Origin of the sequence: Actinomycetospora rhizophila (assembly GCF_042657905.1) — a bacterium.
GTDB lineage: Bacteria > Actinomycetota > Actinomycetes > Mycobacteriales > Pseudonocardiaceae > Actinomycetospora > Actinomycetospora rhizophila.
The window spans coordinates 210,189-226,257 of sequence record NZ_JBHSKG010000007.1 but is presented as its reverse complement, the minus strand read 5'-3'; the positions used below and the strand labels follow the sequence as shown (position 1 = coordinate 226,257).

Below are 16,069 nucleotides of genomic sequence, written 5' to 3'. Positions count from 1 at the left end.
CGGCCGGACCGGGAGGAGGAGGACGGCGATGAGCGTCACCAGCGCGGTACCGGAGCTGCAGTCCCCGTTCGCGGGCTTCGCGGGACTGGAGGTCCCGGCCGGCGGCGAGGCCCGACCGCCCGCGCCTCCGTCGGGCCCCCTCGACTCCCCGTTCGGTGCGGGCGCCCGAGAGGTCCCCGGTCACGACGAGGACCTGTCGTCCGAGCTCCTCGAGCAGCTCGACGACGAGGAGTTCACCGATGCCGTGTCGCAGCTCGTCGACGAGGCGGCCGCGGTGCACCTGCAGGGCGAGACGTCCTGGTCGGCCGGCGAGAGCACGCAGCTGGGGTTGACCAGCTGGACCGAGGCGATCGCGCAGCGCTCGGACCGGATGCTCGACGGGCTCGCGGCCCGCCTCGGCGACGAGGACCTCGCCACGATGCCCGCCCGCGACCTGGACACCCTGCTCGAGAGCTGGACGCCCGAGCCCGACGAGGTCGGACGGGTGGCCGTCGACCAGTTCCTCGGCGGCCTGCTCAAGAAGGCCGGCAACCTCGTGAAGGGCGTCGTGAAGGTCGCCAAGAAGGGGATCGCGGCCGTCTCGAAGGTGCTGCCCGTCGGCGCGCTGCTCAAGAAGCTCGCCGGCCTGGTGCGGCCCCTGCTGACCCGCGTCCTCAAGGCGGCCATCAACCGCCTGCCCGAGACGGTGCGACCCATCGCCCGACAGGTCGCGAAGAAGCTGGGCATCACCGCGGGAGAGGCCGCGAGCGCGGCCGAGGACCTCGCTGCGGAGTTCGACCACCGGGTGGCGGACCTGGCGCTCGCTCCCGACGAGGCGACGGCGGACAACCTGCTCGGCGAGGCCGCGGCCGAGGCGTCGGCCGAGGCCGGGGACCCCGTCGGGGAGCTCGACACCGCACGCCAGGAGCTGGGCCGCCGCCTCACCGAGATGCCGGCCGGGGCGTACCCGAAGCCGGAGATCCAGCAGTTCCTGCCGGCGGTGATGGCCGCCCTCCCGATCATCAAGCTCGGGATCTCGATCATCGGTCGGCAGCGGGTCGTCGACTTCATCGCGGAGCGCATCGCCGACCTCCTGCGCGCGCAGGTCGGGAGCGAGCCGGCGAAGCAGATCGCGCGCCCGATCGTCGACGTCGGCATGAGCCTCATCGGCCTCGAGGTCCCGCCCGGACAGGAGACGGCGGTGGCCGGCGAGGCCCTGGCCGCCACCGTGGAGGAGACCGCCCGGCGTGTGCTCACGCTGCCCGCCGCGATCCAGGACGATCGGCTGGCTCTCGACGCGGCGGTGCAGCAGTCGTTCGCCGAGGCGGCGGCCGCGCACCTGCCCGGGGCGTTGCTGCGGGCCGACCTGCCCGAGCGGGAGTCGGAGGATCCCGCCGGCGTCTGGGTGCTCATGCCGCGGGCGGCCGCGCCGCGGTACCGCTTCCTGCGGTACGCCCGGCCGCTCGTCGTCCGGGTGAGCCGGCCGGTGGCCCGTACGGTGCCGTGGTCCGACGGGGGCACTCTCGAGACGCACCTGCTCGACCGCGGCGTGCAGCACTGGCCCGCCGAGGCCGAGGCCTTCCTGTACGAGCTCCTCCCGGGAGGACACCTCGGCCACCTCCGGCACGACGACACGCTGCGCGCCGAGGGCGAGGCCGGCGCCGACGAGGTCGAACCGCTGACCCCCGAGCTCGCCGGGCTGTTGCTGGGCGAACCGGGTCTCGGCCGGCCCGCCTCGCGGCGCCGCACCGCGGGGCGGGCACGGCCGGCGCCGGGACGCCGGTTCGTCCGGTTGCGCCTGGCCAAGAGGCGCGCCCGCGCCGCCGCGGGGCCCCGCGTCCGGGTCGGCGTCCGCATCGACACGACGAGCACCCCACCCCGGCTGCTGGTGGCGCTGCGCCTGTCCGAGCGCCAGGCCCAGGAGGTGCTCGCGCTGCTGACCCGGCCCGAGGGCCCGGACCTGCCCAGCGCCCTGCGGATGCTCCAGCAGGTCCACCGGAAGGCCCTCGGCCCGCGCCTCGCGGAGGCACTGCTCGCGCGGCAGCTCGTCGCGGATGCGGAGGCGGGCAAGACCGCCGCGGAGGCGCTGACCACCGTCCTCGACACCGCACTCTCGGGCGCGCTGCAGAGTCAGACCACACAGTTCACGGCCGCCGTCCGCGACGCCGCTCAGGGCGTCACCGTCCGGGCGGAGTTCGCCGGTGTGACCGCGGAGAGCCTGCAGGGCACACCGTCCGCGCCCACGGTGACGGTGACCCCGGGCTGGGGTTCCGGTGGCTGAGCCCTCCGGCGACGTCGTGCGCGCCCAGCTCGCCGCGGAGCTGCGGCACTGGCGGCTCGCCGCCCACGAGCTGGGCGACCTCGAGATGGTCGCGGCGCCCGCGGCGTGGGCCGGGTTGGAGGCCTACCTCGGGACCGGCGTGCGGGCCGCGCTCACGGCGTCGGCGCGGTCGGTGGCCCGGCGCGCCGACCAGCTCGACGCGCAGCTCTCGGCGGGCGCCGCCGATCTGCCCCGCCTGCGCGGACGGGTCCTGGCGCTGCGACAGGCCTACGTCCGCGCGGAGACCGTCGTCGACTTCTTCGGCGACGCCGTCAACACCCGGACGAACCCTCGGCTCGCCGAGGTCCTGCGCGGCCTCGACCTGCTCGCCGTCGACGCCATGGAACGGGTGCTCGGTCCGCTCGGGATCCCCGTCCCACCGGTGCTGGTGTACCTCGACAAGGGCCTCGGGGCGTCGATCCTGCGGTCGGGTGTCCGGTTGTGGGACGCGTCCGTCTCGCCGGCGGCCGCCGTCAAGATCACCCGCCACAACCTGCTCCGCCCGACGTCGCTGCTCCACGAGTGCGGGCACCAGATCGCCCACCTCACAGGCTGGACCGACGAACTCGGGCGCACCCTGCACGACGTCCTCGCCCCGGCCTCCCCGGTCGCCGCCGAGACGTGGCAGGGCTGGGCCGGCGAGGTCGCGGCCGACGTCGTGGCGTTCGTGCTCACGGGCTACGCCCCCGTCCCGGCGCTCGCGGACGTCGTCGACGGCACGACGGACGCCGTGTACCGGATGCCTCCGGGCGACCCGCACCCCTTCGGTCTGCTGCGGGTCCTGTTCAACGCCGCCCTGTGCCGCTCCTGGTACGGCACCGGGCCCTGGGACGACCTCGCCCGCACCTGGATGCACCGCCACCCGCTGCACGCCGCCCCGGCCGAGGCAGCCCTGGTCACGCGGGCGTCGACGCCGCTGCTGCCGCAGATCGTCGAGGCCTGCACGGCGACGTCGATGCGCGCGTTCGGCGACCGTCCCCTCGCCGCGCTCGTCGACCCGCGGCGCGTGGCCCCCGCCGAGCTCCGACGGTTCGCCGACTCCGCCGGCCCGGCGCTCTACACCTCGACCTACCTGCAGCGCCTGGAACCGATGCGGGTCCTCGCGTGGACCGTGCTGCGCACGCTGCACGCCGACGACGCCGCCGACGTCGACCTCGAGGGGTGGCTGCGCCGACTCGGCCGCGACCGCACCCCCGCCGCCGCCTGACCACCGTGTGACGACAAGGACCCACCATGACCTCACCCAGCGCCTCGGGCGGCCAGCAGCCGACGACACCCGCGACCCCACCCGCGACCACACCGCCCGCGACGCCGGCGCTGCCGGACCTCAGCGGGATCGAGCAGGCCATCACCGCGCTGACGACCTTCCTGCGCAACGGCCGGAGCACCTCCGACCGACGACCGTTCACGCCGGAGCAACTGACGATCGAGAACGACTTCCGGGCGCTCGTCCGCGAGCTGGGCCGACCACGCAAGGAGGACCTCCCCGGGCGGTTCGAGTGGGCGACGCTCGCGTCGAAACGGCTCGAGCTCACCGCGCCGCTCCCCGCCGGGATGACGGAGATCGGGGGCTTCTCCGCGGATCGCAAGAAGATCTGGCGGATCAAGGTGAACGCGGCGACCCACGACCGGAAGGTGTTCCGGCACGAGGACATCACCCCGGTCGGGGTGGTCCGGCTCCGCGCCTTCGACGGCGGCGGTGAGCGGCTCATCGGCTATCCCGCACCCCACGCCACGTCGTCCGTCGTCCGCTGAGGAGGGACCACCATGTTCCGGACACTCGCCCGCCTGCTGGCCCCGGCCGTCACCGATCCCCCGAACGCCGACGGCCTCTACACGATCCATCCCCTGCAGCTCAGTCGCTGGCTCGAGGAGGTGTGGGCTCACGGGGGCCAGGCGAGCTGGCCGGGCTTCGGGACCAGCCCGACCGGGGTCACGGCCACGACGGTGCAGCGCGTCGCGCTGCCGACCCAGCCGGGCACCGGCCTGCTCGGCACCCTGCCCTCCGGTGTGGACGTCCCCGGGCAGTTCTCGCCGCCGCCGGCGCTCGGCATCGTCCCCGGTGTGGCCCTGCCGTGGGACCACCTCGTCTACGCCTTCCTCGTGGAGAGCACCGGGGTCGCGGAGGTCACCCGCGAGGTCGTTCGTCGCTACTCCGTGGGCGAGACCCTCGAGGCGGTCTCCGACGTCACCTACAGCTGGCTGCGGGCCACCGAGGAACTGTTCTTCCGCGACCCGCCGCTGTTCTCCGTGACGAGCACGGTGAGCACGTTGCGCCCCGACCACCGGCTCAATCGCCGCAACGCCTACTGGCGCATGTTCGGGATGGACCTGCCGCACCCGCCCTCCGGCGTCGACGGGCAGCCGTGGAAGACCGACGTCGGTCCCACCGCGAACCTCGGCTTCGGCACCGTCTGGATCGACTTCCTCCGCCAGGTCTGGGTCGCCATCGAGAACGACAGCAACGCCGTCGGCGCCAACCCGACCGACAGCTCCTACATCGCGTACCTGGCACGCACGCTTCAGGAGATGATGGCGATGCGCCGACGCGCGGGCATGCTCGCCCGCGAGGAGTTCACCTACGTCGTCACGATGAGCTGGTTCCACCTGCTCGTCGAGACCGACAATCGTGTCGTCGCGGATCTCCAGGCCGGCGTCGGCGCCGCGGGAAACGCCGCGGACCGACTCGCCCGCATCGCCCAGCGGGTGGGTATCGAGCCACCGCGCCGGGCCCGGGAGCTCTTCGAGCTGGCCGACCTGGTGTCGCCGGTACTCATGTTCATCGAGGCCGGGCGGTTCAACGACGCCGCCGACGCCGAGCTGCTCTACCGCAGCGCGTCCCCGTCCCCCGCCGTGCGCGAGACCATGAACCGGCTGATCGACCTCTGGCAGTCGGCGACCGGACAGGTGATCAAGGGTGCCGACGTGCGCACCCACGGCCCCGCGGCGCCCGCGCAGCCCCTCCGACTCCACGACACCTCCGCGCCCGTGGCACCCGCCGCGCCGGTGAGCACCGCGTCCACCAACGGAACCGGACCCCCGGTCGCCCCGGTGGCCGGGACCAACGGCGTCCGCCCACCCGCGCGTCTCTGAACCCCACCGGGAGCCGACCATGACCAGACCGCTGACGTGGGACTGGGCCGAGTCCTTCGCCGGGCCGACCGACGAGGTCCAGGCGGCGCCGGACGCAGCCTGGAGTGCGGCACCGAGCGTGTTCCGCCCCGCCGGCGAGGAGCCGGAGCAGCTGAGCGAGGAGGGCGAGTTCGAGGAGGGCGAGTCCGGCGAGGTCGAGCTCGCCGAGTGGGAGCTCGCCGCCGCGCCGGTGGAGGAGGAGGCGTTCCCGTCCGGGCTGACCCTGGCCACGGCCACCGGCGCCACGGGCAAGGGCCAGGAGCACTGGGACCCGCACGACACCGGGCTGCCGCTGCTCGCCACCGGGGCCGCGGTGCGGAGCCGGAAGCTCGCGCCGAACTTCACCGTCGGCGAGCTGGTGAGCAGCGGCGGGCGGGCGGCCGACGTCGCCCGCATCGACCCCGCGCTGGTGCGCTGCCTCCAATCGGTCCGTGATCGTGTCGGCAAACCGGTCATCGTGAGCTCGGGATACCGGTCGTGGGCGCGCAACGTCGAGCTCTACCGCGCCCGCGGCAAGACCCCCACCGCGAGCCGCCACTGCAGCGGGCAGGCGGCGGACATCAGCGTCGCCGGCATGTCGGGCCTCGATCTCGCCAAGGCGATCCTCGACGCCTGCGGACGCACCCTCGGGATCGGGATCGGCGGGACGTACGCCCACGTCGACGTCCGCAAGGAGTGGGCGCGCTGGTCGTACGCAACGGGTGACGCCGCCCGCCGGGACGTCGCCGCGATCGACGCCCACCGCGCGGGCGGCGGTGCGACGCCGGGCCGGACCTACGGGCCGCCGGCCCCGACGGCCGCGCCGACCAGTGGTTCGCTCCGGGCCCGGATCGTCGAGGTCGCGCAGCGCGAGCCCGCGCGCTGGGGGACGCGCACGGAGACCGACCCGGCGATGACGGCCGTGCTGCAGGAGTACTACCGCGCCATCCCGAGCGGGGCCGTCCCCACCGCCTTAGAGCTGCAGAGCAGCGGCTGGCAGGGCAGCCACCCGTGGAGTGCGGTGTTCATCAGCTGGGTCATGAGCCAGGCCGGGGCGGGCCCCTCCTTCTGCTACAGCACCGCGCACCGCGTGTACGTCAGCGCGGCCAAGCGCAACGCCGAGGCCGGTGACGCCGCCAACCCCTTCTGGGCCTACCCGGTCGAGAAGATCACGCCCGACCTCGGCGACCTCGTGTGTGCCGACCGGGCCGGGAGCGCGGGCTGCGGGGGCGTCACCTACGCGACGATCGACAACGGCACGGCGTGGGCGACGCACTGCGACGTCGTGACGTCGGTGGACCGCGCCGCGCGGCGCATCACGGCCGTCGGCGGGAACGTGAGCGACCGGGTGAAGGCCAAGACGTTCCAGCTCGACGCCCAGGGGTTCCTCCTCCCCCAGCAGCCGAACGAGACGTGCCGGATCTTCGCCGTCGTCAAGGTCCGGGACGGCACGGGCACCCAGCGCGAGCTCGAGGACGAGGAGCTCGAGGAGGAGTCGCTCGTCCGGGCGGTCCGGCTGAACTCCTCGTACGCCGGCGCGGTCCACTGGCCGGGACACCGTGCCGCGACCGGGCTCGCCGGCGCGGCGGGATCGCCGCCGACGAGCGCCGCCTTCGCCCGCGCGGTCGCCCGCTGGCAGCGTCGACGCGGCCTCACCCCCGACGGCGTCGTCGGGCCGGACACCGGCGACGAGGTCTCCCGGGTCCTCGGCGGCCGGGGCGTCCCGCCCGGCGACCCGCCGGGCTGAGTGCCGCCGTCGCCGGGGCGAGCGCTACGCGGGGCGGAGCGCCTCGAGGACGTGGTCGAGCTCCTCGACGGGCCGCCCCGGCGGCAGCACGATCGCCGGCTCCTCGGCGCCGGCCGCGCGCCAGCGCTCGAGGGCGGCGCGCCCCTGCGCGGCGTCGCCGTGGATCGTGAGCTCGTCGAGGAGCACGTCCGCGCTCCCGGGCACGTCGGTCGTGCGCCCCGTCGGATTGGCGGCGACGACCTCGTCGACCGCCTCGCCGAGCCCGTGTGCGCGCACCGTCGCCGGGTACAGCGGGCCCATGGAGGTCAGGTAGAAGGCCACCCACCACGACGCGGTGGCGCGGGCCAGGGCGGGGTCGTCGGCGACCGCGGCGGGGACGGCGGGACACACGACGGGGACGTCGCGCCCGGCGTGCGCCGCGCCCTCCCGCAGCCCCTCGCACAGGCGCCCGAGGCCGGAGACGGGCACGAAGAACGGGTCCCACCCGTCGGCGAGCTCGCCCGCGCGCCGGATCGAGCGGGGGCCGAGGGCGGCGAGGTGGAGGGCCACACCGGGGCTCGGTGGCACGCCCAGCCGCAGGCCTTTCGCGCCGGTCGTGGGCTCGAGGCGCTCGCCCCGCAGCAGCCGCCGGACCTGGACGGTGACGGCCGCGAGGTGCTCCACGGGCCGGTCGAACGGGACGTCGTGCAGGCCCTCGGCGAGTGCCGGGCTGCCCGCGCCCAGACCGAGCCGGAACCGCCCGCCCGACACCGCGTTCACGCTCGCCGCCAGCATCGCGATCGTCGCCGCGCTGCGCCCCCACGTGTTCATGACGCCGATGCCGAGGCCGATCCGCTCGGTCGCGCCGGCCACCTCCGCGAGCAGCACGCCCGCGTCCCACCCCCACGCCTCGGCGACGGAGAACCTGTCGTAGCCCAGCTCCTCGGCGCGCCGCGCCACGTGCAGGACGACGTCGCGGCGGGTCTCCATCGGCGTCAGGCCGACCCCGAGCCCGCTCACGACGCCGCCAGGAACGCCGCCGCCAGGAACGCCGCGACGACCGGGTTGACGAGGTCCGGGCGCACGAGCGGCGCCATGTGCCCGCCGCCGTCGAGGGTGTGCACCCGCCACCCGGGGCGGGCCGCGGCGAGCAGTTCGGCGAGCTCGCGGATCGGGCGGCGCGTGGCCGGGTCGTGGACGAGGAGCGTCGGGGCCCCGGTCGGCGCGACGTCGTCCAGGATCAGGTCGGGGTCGGTGACCGCGTCCCACTCGTGGCGGTTCGGCGGCAGCGCGGCCACGAACGCCGCCCGCCGCGTCTCCGGCATCGCGTCCCACGCGCCGTCGCCGAGCCAGTAGTCGGCGAAGCGCGGGGCGGCGTCGGCCCAGGTCCCGGACGCGCCGTGACCCTGGACGTGGTCGCGCAGCGCGCAGGCCTCGACGAAGGCGTCGTCGCGTCCGGCACGTCGCAGCAGCGCCACCGGGTTGGGCTCCAGCAGCACCAGTGCCCCGACCCGGTCGCCCAGCTCGACCGCCGCGCGCATCGCGACCGCGCCGCCGAAGGAGTGGCCGACGAGCGCGACCGGACCGTCGATCCCGTCGAGCACCGCGTGCACGAGCGCGGCCTGGTCGGTGAGGCGCTGCGGGCGGTCGCCGGGCCAGGGCGGCGTCGACCCGTAACCGAGAAGGTTGATCGCGAGCACGCGGTGGCGGTCCCGCAGCTCGGCGATCAGGGCCTTCCACTGCCGGTTGCCGCTGACCGAGCTGTGCAGGAGCACGACGGGCGGCCCCGCGCCCGCATCGAGGACATCCACCTCCGTGCCCATCCCGACGACGTTAACGTGACCCAGGTCACCACGGAACGACCAGCGAGTACTGCCCCGCTCACGCTCCGGAGGACCCCGGCCGCACGACCGACGACCGTGGCGCGACCTGGCGGTCCCCGTCCCGCAGGTGATCCGTTCCCACCCCGACGACGCTAGCGTGACCCGGGTCACCGAGGAGCATCCGGAGGAGCCGTGGCCGCACCCGACACACCGGAGCCCGACGCGCCGGCGATCTCGCTGCACGACTTCACCGACATCGACCACTCCGCCGAGTCGACCTACGAGGCGGCGCTGGTGGCGTTCGACGCCCTCCCGCTGCTCCAGGAGCTCAAGGTCCTCGCCCGCGACCGCACCCACACCGGCCCGGGCCGCCGGGTCCTCGACGTCGGCTGCGGCTTCGGCCTCGAGACCCTCCGCCTGGCCCGGCTCGTGGCCCCCGACGGCGCGGTGACGGGCATCGACCTGTCGACCGACTTCATCGCCGAGGCCCGCCGCCGCGCCGCCGAGGCCGGCCTCGACGTGGACTTCGTCCCCGGCGACGCGCAGCAACTGCCGTTCCCCGACGACACCTTCGACGTCACCCGCGCCGAGCGGGTGCTCATCTACCTCGACGCCCCGGCCCGCGCGCTCGCCGAGCTCGTCCGCGTGACCCGCCCCGGCGGACGGATCGCGATCATCGAGCCCGACTTCGACACCAACACCGTCAACGTCGGGGACGCCGCGCTGGTCCGCGCCGTGCTCGCCCACGAGGCCGACACCGCCGTGGTCAACCCGCGCCTGGTGCGCGACCTGCGCGGCGAGCTGCTCGATCGCGGGCTCACCGACGTCGAGGTCGACAGCCGGATGGTCGTCTTCTCCGCCGACCTCGCCGCCCAGTACTTCGGCGGCATCGGGGAGGCCGCCGCCACGGCGGGCGCGATCGACGCGGCCGACGGCCACCGCTGGACGGCGACCGTCGACGCGCTGCACCGCGACGACCGGCTCTTCGGCGCGATCGGCTACTACCTGTTCACCGCGACGGTCCCGCCAGCCACGTCTCCAGCGTCGTGATGTCGTAGGTCCCGTCGACCATGGCCGGCTCGTCGAGCAGGCGGCGGTGCAGGCCGATGGTGGTCGGGAGGCCGTCGACGCGGTACTCGGCGAGCGCCCGGCGCCCGCGGGCCAGGGCCTGCTCGCGCGTCGGCGCCCACACCGCGAGCTTGGCGACGAGCGAGTCGTAGAACGGCGGCACGGCGTCGCCGGCCATCAGCGCCGTGTCGACGCGCACGCCCGGCCCGCCCGGCAGCTCGAGGCCGGTGACCTCGCCCGGGGAGGGCAGGAAGTCCTGGTCGGGGTCCTCGGCGTTCACCCTGAACTCGATCGACGCGCCGCGGCACACGATCTCGTCCTGGGTCACCGACAGCGGTGCGCCGCCGGCGATGCGCAGCTGCTCGGCGACGAGGTCGAGGCCGGTGACCCACTCGGTGATCGGGTGCTCGACCTGGATGCGGGTGTTCATCTCGATGAAGAAGAACTCGGCCGCGTCCCCGGAGCCCTCGACGAGGAACTCCACCGTGCCGGCGCCGACGTAGCCGACCTCGCGGGAGAGCCGCACGGCGGCGTCGCAGACCGCCTCGCGCACCGCCGGCGCGAGGCCCGGCGCCGGCGCCTCCTCCAGGATCTTCTGGCGCCGCCGTTGCAGCGAGCACTCGCGCTCGTAGCAGTGCACGACGTTGCCGTGGGTGTCCGCGAGGACCTGCACCTCCACGTGCTTGGGCCCCTGCAGCGCGCGCTCGACGTAGACCGCGTCCGACCCGAACGCCGACGCGGCCTCGCGCTGCGCCTCCACCACCACGGTGCGCAGCTCGTCGGCGGTGGCGGCCGGGCGGATGCCCCGCCCGCCCCCGCCCGCCGACGCCTTGACCAGCACCGGGTAGCCGACCTCCTCGGCCGCGGCGACGGCGTCGTCGACCGACGCGACCTCGTCGCTGCCCGGCACCACCGGCACGTCCGCCGAGCGCGCGAGCGCCCGGGCGGCGGCCTTGTCCCCCATCGTCGCGATCACCGACGACGGGGGGCCCACGAAGGTCAGCCCCGCCTCCTCGACGGCCGCGGCGAACGCGGGGCGCTCGGAGAGGAAGCCGTAGCCGGGGTGCACCGCGTCGACACCCGCGGACTTCGCGGCCTCCAGCACCGCGTCGGCGTTGAGGTAGCTCTTCGACGCCGCCGACTTGCCGAGGTGCACCGCGTCGTCGGCCATCCGCACGTGGGCCGCCTGCGCGTCCGCGTCGGAGTAGACGGCGACCGCGCGGATCCCCAGCTCCCGGCACGCCCGCACCACGCGCAGGGCGATCTCGCCGCGGTTGGCGACGAGGACACTCCGCAGGCTGCTCCGACGCGGCAGCTCCGCTCCGCTCCGTGCCGTCACGTCTCCAGCTCGACCAGGTCCTGGCCGATCGTCACCTCGTCCTCGTTCTCGACCAGGAAGCGGCTGACGGTGCCCGCCGCGTCCGCCTTCACCTCGTGGAACGTCTTCATGACCTCGACGAGGCCGACGGTGTCGCCCTCGGACACCGAGGCCCCCTCGGTCACGTACGGATCGGCGTCCGGCGAGGGCCGGTGGTAGAAGACACCGGGCGTGCGGGACGTGATCGTGTGGCTGGCCACGAGACCCCCTCCTGATCGAACTAGGTGAGCGCGGAACGGATGCGGTCGAGCGCGGCGTGGCGGTCGCGGCGGACCTGCAGGGCGCCGTCGAGGTCGACGGGCACGAAGCGCGTCCTGTCGCCGGTCTTGGTCTGGGCGAGCCGGTCGCGGTCGACGGACACGACGGTGCCGAGCGTCGCGTAGCCCCCGCCGGTGACGGCGTCCTGGAGCAGCACGATCGGCTCGACGCCGCCGGGCACCTGCACCGACCCGACGGGGTAGCCGCAGTCGGTGACGTTGGCGGGATCGCTGCCGGCGCCGAAGGGCTGCTCCCGGGGCACGAACTCCAGCTCGGCGCCGCGGAAGCGGTAGCCGACCCGGTTGGCGTCCGGGGTCACCTTCCACTCGGTGTCGGTGAACCGCGCGAGGCTGTCCTCGGTGAGCCGGTAGCTGTGCAGGCCGACCAGCAGGTGCACCTCGGCGGTCGACGGGTGCACCGGCACGTCGTCGGCGCCGATCCGCCGGCCGGCGCGGGGGTCGCGGGCGTCCGAGCCGATCGCGAGCTCGTCGCCCGCCCGCAGCGCGCGGCCCTGGAACCCGCCGATGCCCACCAGCGTGTAGGTCGAGCGGCTGCCGTAGTACAGCGGCACGTCGATGCCGCCGGCGACGGCCACGTAGGGGCGCGCCCCCGCGCGCAGCTGCCCGAACGACAGCACCGAGCCCGACGACACGGCCACCGACTCCCAGAGCGGGATCTCCTCGCCGTCGACGAACGCCGGGATGTCGGCGCCGGTCACGGCGATCACCGTGTCCTGCGTGAACTCCAGCGTCGGCCCGAGGTAGACCGCCTCCAGCGCCGCGGCGCCCGGCTCGTTGCCGACCAGCGCGTTGCCGACGTGGTAGGCGAACGAGTCGAGCGCGCCCGAGGGCGGGAAGCCGATGCTGTAGTAGCCGAGCCGCCCGGTGTCCTGGACCGTCGTCTCGAGCCCGGGATCCCGCACGAGGATGCTCACCCGTACAGCACCTCCTTCATCGCCGCGTTGGTGCCGTCCGGGTCGGCGAGGAACCGGCTCGGCGAGAACTCGAGCTCCTTGTACGAGTAGCGCCACGTGCCGGCGTCGACCTGCGCGCGCACGTCGTCGTACTCGGCCTGGTCGACGCGCCGATAGTTGATCACGTCGCCGTGCTTGAAGAACACCACCGAGTCGTTCTCGGCGAAGTCCGGCAGCCGCTGCTCGCCGTCGAAGATCGGCGCGGGCGCGGAGCCGAAGAGCTGGTAGCCGCCGGCGCCCTTGACCGGGTAGATGACGGCGAACGCGCCGCCGAACCCGAAGGCGCGCTCCGGGGTCTCGGTGCGCGGGCGGATGTACTTGGGCACCTCGACCTGCCGCTCGCGGGGCACCAGCTGGAAGCACCACGGCAGGCCGGGCACGAAGCCCATCATCGTCACCAGGTACGGCGACGCGGCGAGCGCGTCGATGAAGTCCTCGGTGGACGAGTAGCCGTTGATCCGGGCGCCGTAGTCGAGGTCGGTGCCCGTCGGGTCCTGGTGGCGGTCGCGGAACTTCATGAGGACCTCGTGGGTCCACGGGTCGTTCAGCATGATCGGCACGTCGATGATGCGCGACGCGATGGTGAGGTCGTCGGAGAGCCCGCCGACCTCGGACTCGATGCGCTGCAGCTCGCGGACGAGGTCGCGCGGGTCGAGGCGGTCGGGGTCGACGCGGACCATGTACGACGCGTTCGACGGCGCGATCTCCTCGACGCCCGGGATGGCCTCCTCGGCCAGGCGCCGCGTGATCGCCAGCGACGTGAAGTGGACCGGCAGGCTCATCGCCGCCGAGAGCTCCACGTAGACGAACTCGTCGCCCCCGAAGTCGTACCGCGTCTCGGTGTCGGTGGTGGCGCCGGTCATGCGATCACCTTGGCCGCATCCACGACGGCACGCCAGACCCGCTGCGGCGTGAGCGGCATGTCGAGGTGGGTGACCCCGCGGGCGGCGAGCGCGTCGATCGCCGCGTTCACCACGGCGGGCGACGAGCCGATCGCGCCGGACTCCCCGATGCCCTTGGCCCCGAGCGGGTTGGTCGGCGAGAGCGTGACCGTCTGGTCGAGCTCGAAGCCCGGCAGGTCGCTCGCGGCGGGCACGGCGTAGTCGGCGAGCGTGGCGGCCGTCGGCTGGCCCGCCTCGTCGAACGTGGCGTGCTCGTAGAGCGCCTGGGAGATGCCCTGGGCGATGCCGCCGTGGAGCTGCCCGTCGACGATCTGCGGGTTGACGATGCGCCCGCAGTCGTCGACCGCGACGAAGCGCCGCACCGTGGTCATCCCGGTCTCGGTGTCGACCTCGACGACCGCGATGTGCGTGCCGAACGGCCAGGTGAAGTTCGGCGGGTCGAAGTGGTGGTCGGCGGTGAGGTTGGGCTCCATGCCCTCGGGCAGGTCGGCGGCCAGGGACGCCGCGCCCGCGACCTCCTGGATGGTGACCGACGGGCCCGAGGTGCCCGCCACCGAGAAGACGCCACCGGTGAACTGCAGGTCGTCCTCGGACGCCTCGAGGATGTGCGCGGCGATCTTGCGGGCCTTGTCGACGACCTTCTCCGCGGCCCCGTACACCGCCGACCCGCCGACCGCGAGGCTGCGCGAGCCGTAGGTGTCGCGGCCGAACGGGGCGATCATGGTGTCGGAGTGGAACACCTCCACGTCCGCGGGGTCGATGCCGAGCGAGTCGGCCACGATCTGCGCCCACGCCGTCTCGTGGCCCTGCCCGTGCGGGCTCGTGCCCGTGACGACCTCGGCGCGCCCGGCGGTCGTCATCCGGACCGTCGCGGCCTCCCAGCCCCCGCTCTGCAGCCGGACCCCGGCCGCGACCTTGGACGGGGAGAGCCCACCGGACTCGGTGAAGTTGCCGATGCCGATGCCGATCTCCACGGCCTCCCCCGCGGCCCGGCGGCGCCGCTGTTCCTCCCGCAGCCCGTCGTAGTCGACGAGCTCCATCGCCCGGCGCATGCAGGGCTCGTAGTCGCCGGAGTCGTACTGCACGCCCGAGGGCACCGTGCGCGGCTCGGAGAACGGCGGGTGCAGGTTGCGCAGCCGCAGCTCGGCGGGGTCCATCTCCAGCGCGCGGGCCAGGTCGTCGAGCACCCGCTCGTGGGCGTAGGCGGCCTCCGAGCGCCCGGCGCCGCGGTAGGCGTCGGTGGGCGTGAGGTTGGTGAACACGCCCTGGCAGGAGAAGTCGTAGGCGCCGAAGTCGTAGAGCCCGCAGTAGGTGAACGCCCCGAACACCGCGATGCCCGGTGTCAGCAGCTGCAGGTAGGCGCCCATGTCCGCGACGAGGCGGACCTTCATGCCGAGGATCTTGCCGTCGCGCGTCGCGCCGACCGTCATGTACTGGACCTGCCCGCGACCATGGGTGGTCGCGATGTGGTGCTCCGAGCGGGTCTCGGTCCACTTCACCGGCCGCCGCAGGCGCTTGGCGAGCACCAGCGCGAGCGCCTCCTCGGCGTACACGTTGAGCTTGGCCCCGAAGCCGCCGCCGACGTCGGGGGCGACGACGCGCAGCTTGGTGTCGGAGATACCGGTCATCAGCGCGAGGAGGTCGCGCACGAAGTGCGGCACCTGGGTGGACGTGTGGATGGTGAACCCGCCGCCCACGGCGTCCGGGGTGACCACGACGGCCCGCGGCTCCATCGGCGAGGCCATCACGCGCTGCTGGATGTAGCGGCCCTCGACGACGACGTCCGCCTCGGCCAGGGCCGCGTCGACGTCGCCGACCGCGAGCGGCCAGGTGTAGCAGTGGTTGGTGCCGAACTCCTCGTGCACCAGCGGCGCGTCCGGCGCCAGGGCGGCCTCGATGTCGACGACGGCGGGGAGCTCGTCGTAGTCGACGACCACGAGCTCCGCGGCGTCCCGCGCCGCCGCCGCGCCGGTGGCCACGACGACCGCGACGGCGTCGCCCACGTGGTTGACCTCGGTGAGGGCGAGCGGCTGGTGGTCCGGGACGAGGATGTCCTCGGTGACCGGCCAGCCGCACGGGATGCCGATGGCGAACTCGCCGGCGAGGTCGGCCCCGGTGAGGACGGCGACGACCCCCGCGTGCTCGCGCGCGGCCGCCGTGTCGATCGCCGTGATCCGGGCGTGCGCCACGGGGCTGCGCACCAGCGCGAGGTGCACGGTGCCGAGCGGGGCGATGTCGTCGGTCCAGGTGCCCCGGCCGGTGAGGAGGGCCTCGTCCTCCCGGCGCGGCAGGCTCCGTCCGACGTGGGTGATGGGCTTCTGGACGGTGTCGGTCACCGTGGGCGCTCCCGTCGACGGCGGTGGTGGTGTGGGTCACCGTGGACCGTTTGATCCGTTCTGGGAAGTCCCCGTGATCACGAGCCCGGGTGAGGACAGGGGAACCTTGGTCCGACAGGCCCGGATGGGTGCCAGCGACTGTGACGGTGGTCACACTAGGTCTTGTTTGGCGCGGGTGTCGCTGTCATCGTTCCT

The 16,069-nt window shown here is 74.3% G+C and carries 13 protein-coding genes; 6 read left to right on the top strand and 7 right to left on the bottom strand.

All coding sequences use genetic code 11. From position 1 onward, the window contains the following. The first annotated feature begins 28 nt into the window (after positions 1-28). The 5 genes from ACFPK1_RS15785 to ACFPK1_RS15765 are packed head-to-tail and all read left to right on the top strand — an operon-like array spanning position 29 to position 7,157. Complete coding sequence (locus ACFPK1_RS15785) at positions 29-2,260, top strand: hypothetical protein (RefSeq protein ID WP_378021878.1); 2,232 nt, start codon at positions 29-31, stop codon at positions 2,258-2,260. Beyond that, complete coding sequence (locus ACFPK1_RS15780) at positions 2,253-3,506, top strand: hypothetical protein (RefSeq protein ID WP_378021877.1); 1,254 nt, start codon at positions 2,253-2,255, stop codon at positions 3,504-3,506. The genes ACFPK1_RS15785 and ACFPK1_RS15780 overlap by 8 nt, the downstream gene beginning before the upstream one ends. A gap of 26 nt (positions 3,507-3,532) precedes the next feature. Continuing rightward, positions 3,533-4,054, top strand: coding sequence for a hypothetical protein (locus ACFPK1_RS15775; RefSeq protein ID WP_378021876.1), 522 nt, complete (start codon positions 3,533-3,535; stop codon positions 4,052-4,054). Between the two features lie 12 nt (positions 4,055-4,066). Next, positions 4,067-5,392 (top strand): hypothetical protein, encoded by a 1,326-nt coding sequence (locus ACFPK1_RS15770; RefSeq protein ID WP_378021875.1) that lies wholly within the window; start codon positions 4,067-4,069, stop codon positions 5,390-5,392. Positions 5,393-5,411: 19 nt separating this feature from the next. After that, positions 5,412-7,157, top strand: a complete 1,746-nt coding sequence (locus ACFPK1_RS15765; protein ID WP_378021874.1) for a DUF2272 domain-containing protein — start codon at positions 5,412-5,414, stop codon at positions 7,155-7,157. Between the two features lie 24 nt (positions 7,158-7,181). On the opposite strand, the gene ACFPK1_RS15760 is transcribed toward ACFPK1_RS15765, so the two are convergent. Together ACFPK1_RS15760 and ACFPK1_RS15755 are read right to left on the bottom strand one after the other, a co-directional pair. Further along, positions 7,182-8,156 (bottom strand): LLM class flavin-dependent oxidoreductase, encoded by a 975-nt coding sequence (locus ACFPK1_RS15760; RefSeq protein ID WP_378021873.1) that lies wholly within the window; start codon positions 8,154-8,156, stop codon positions 7,182-7,184. Continuing rightward, positions 8,153-8,959, bottom strand: coding sequence for an alpha/beta fold hydrolase (locus ACFPK1_RS15755; protein ID WP_378021872.1), 807 nt, complete (start codon positions 8,957-8,959; stop codon positions 8,153-8,155). The genes ACFPK1_RS15760 and ACFPK1_RS15755 overlap by 4 nt, the downstream gene beginning before the upstream one ends. A 192-nt stretch (positions 8,960-9,151) precedes the next feature. Here ACFPK1_RS15755 and ACFPK1_RS15750 point away from each other — a divergent pair, with 192 nt between their 5' ends. Further along, on the top strand, positions 9,152-10,009 hold the full coding sequence (locus ACFPK1_RS15750; RefSeq protein ID WP_378021871.1) for a methyltransferase domain-containing protein: 858 nt from the start codon (positions 9,152-9,154) through the stop codon (positions 10,007-10,009). Here the strand turns inward: ACFPK1_RS15750 and ACFPK1_RS15745 are convergent. From ACFPK1_RS15745 to ACFPK1_RS15725, 5 genes are read right to left on the bottom strand one after another with little or no spacing between them, the layout of a single operon-like run. Next, positions 9,969-11,366, bottom strand: coding sequence for an acetyl-CoA carboxylase biotin carboxylase subunit (locus ACFPK1_RS15745; protein ID WP_378021870.1), 1,398 nt, complete (start codon positions 11,364-11,366; stop codon positions 9,969-9,971). The genes ACFPK1_RS15750 and ACFPK1_RS15745 overlap by 41 nt on opposite strands. After that, positions 11,363-11,605 carry an acetyl-CoA carboxylase gene (locus ACFPK1_RS15740; protein ID WP_274282304.1) on the bottom strand — a complete coding sequence of 81 codons (243 nt, stop codon included), beginning with the start codon at positions 11,603-11,605 and terminating at the stop codon, positions 11,363-11,365. The genes ACFPK1_RS15745 and ACFPK1_RS15740 overlap by 4 nt, the downstream gene beginning before the upstream one ends. 20 nt (positions 11,606-11,625) lie before the next feature. Then, positions 11,626-12,597: a 5-oxoprolinase subunit C family protein gene (locus tag ACFPK1_RS15735; protein WP_378021869.1), complete on the bottom strand. Its 972-nt coding sequence runs from the start codon at positions 12,595-12,597 to the stop codon at positions 11,626-11,628. Continuing rightward, complete coding sequence (locus tag ACFPK1_RS15730) at positions 12,594-13,499, bottom strand: 5-oxoprolinase subunit B family protein (protein ID WP_378021868.1); 906 nt, start codon at positions 13,497-13,499, stop codon at positions 12,594-12,596. The genes ACFPK1_RS15735 and ACFPK1_RS15730 overlap by 4 nt, the downstream gene beginning before the upstream one ends. Beyond that, on the bottom strand, positions 13,496-15,874 hold the full coding sequence (locus ACFPK1_RS15725; protein WP_378021867.1) for a xanthine dehydrogenase family protein molybdopterin-binding subunit: 2,379 nt from the start codon (positions 15,872-15,874) through the stop codon (positions 13,496-13,498). Before ACFPK1_RS15725 ends, ACFPK1_RS15730 begins: the two co-directional genes overlap by 4 nt. Positions 15,875-16,069: the final 195 nt, after the last annotated feature.

What these genes read in the sequence shown, in the direction of transcription:
- ACFPK1_RS15770 (WP_378021875.1), top strand. Translation starts at nt 4,067, where the DNA reads ATGTTCCGGACACTCGCCCGCCTGCTGGCCCCGGCCGTCACCGATCCC.
- ACFPK1_RS15775 (WP_378021876.1), top strand. Translation starts at nt 3,533, where the DNA reads ATGACCTCACCCAGCGCCTCGGGCGGCCAGCAGCCGACGACACCCGCG.
- ACFPK1_RS15730 (WP_378021868.1), bottom strand. Translation starts at nt 13,499, where the DNA reads ATGACCGGCGCCACCACCGACACCGAGACGCGGTACGACTTCGGGGGC.
- ACFPK1_RS15785 (WP_378021878.1), top strand. Translation starts at nt 29, where the DNA reads ATGAGCGTCACCAGCGCGGTACCGGAGCTGCAGTCCCCGTTCGCGGGC.
- ACFPK1_RS15765 (WP_378021874.1), top strand. Translation starts at nt 5,412, where the DNA reads ATGACCAGACCGCTGACGTGGGACTGGGCCGAGTCCTTCGCCGGGCCG.
- ACFPK1_RS15755 (WP_378021872.1), bottom strand. Translation starts at nt 8,959, where the DNA reads ATGGGCACGGAGGTGGATGTCCTCGATGCGGGCGCGGGGCCGCCCGTC.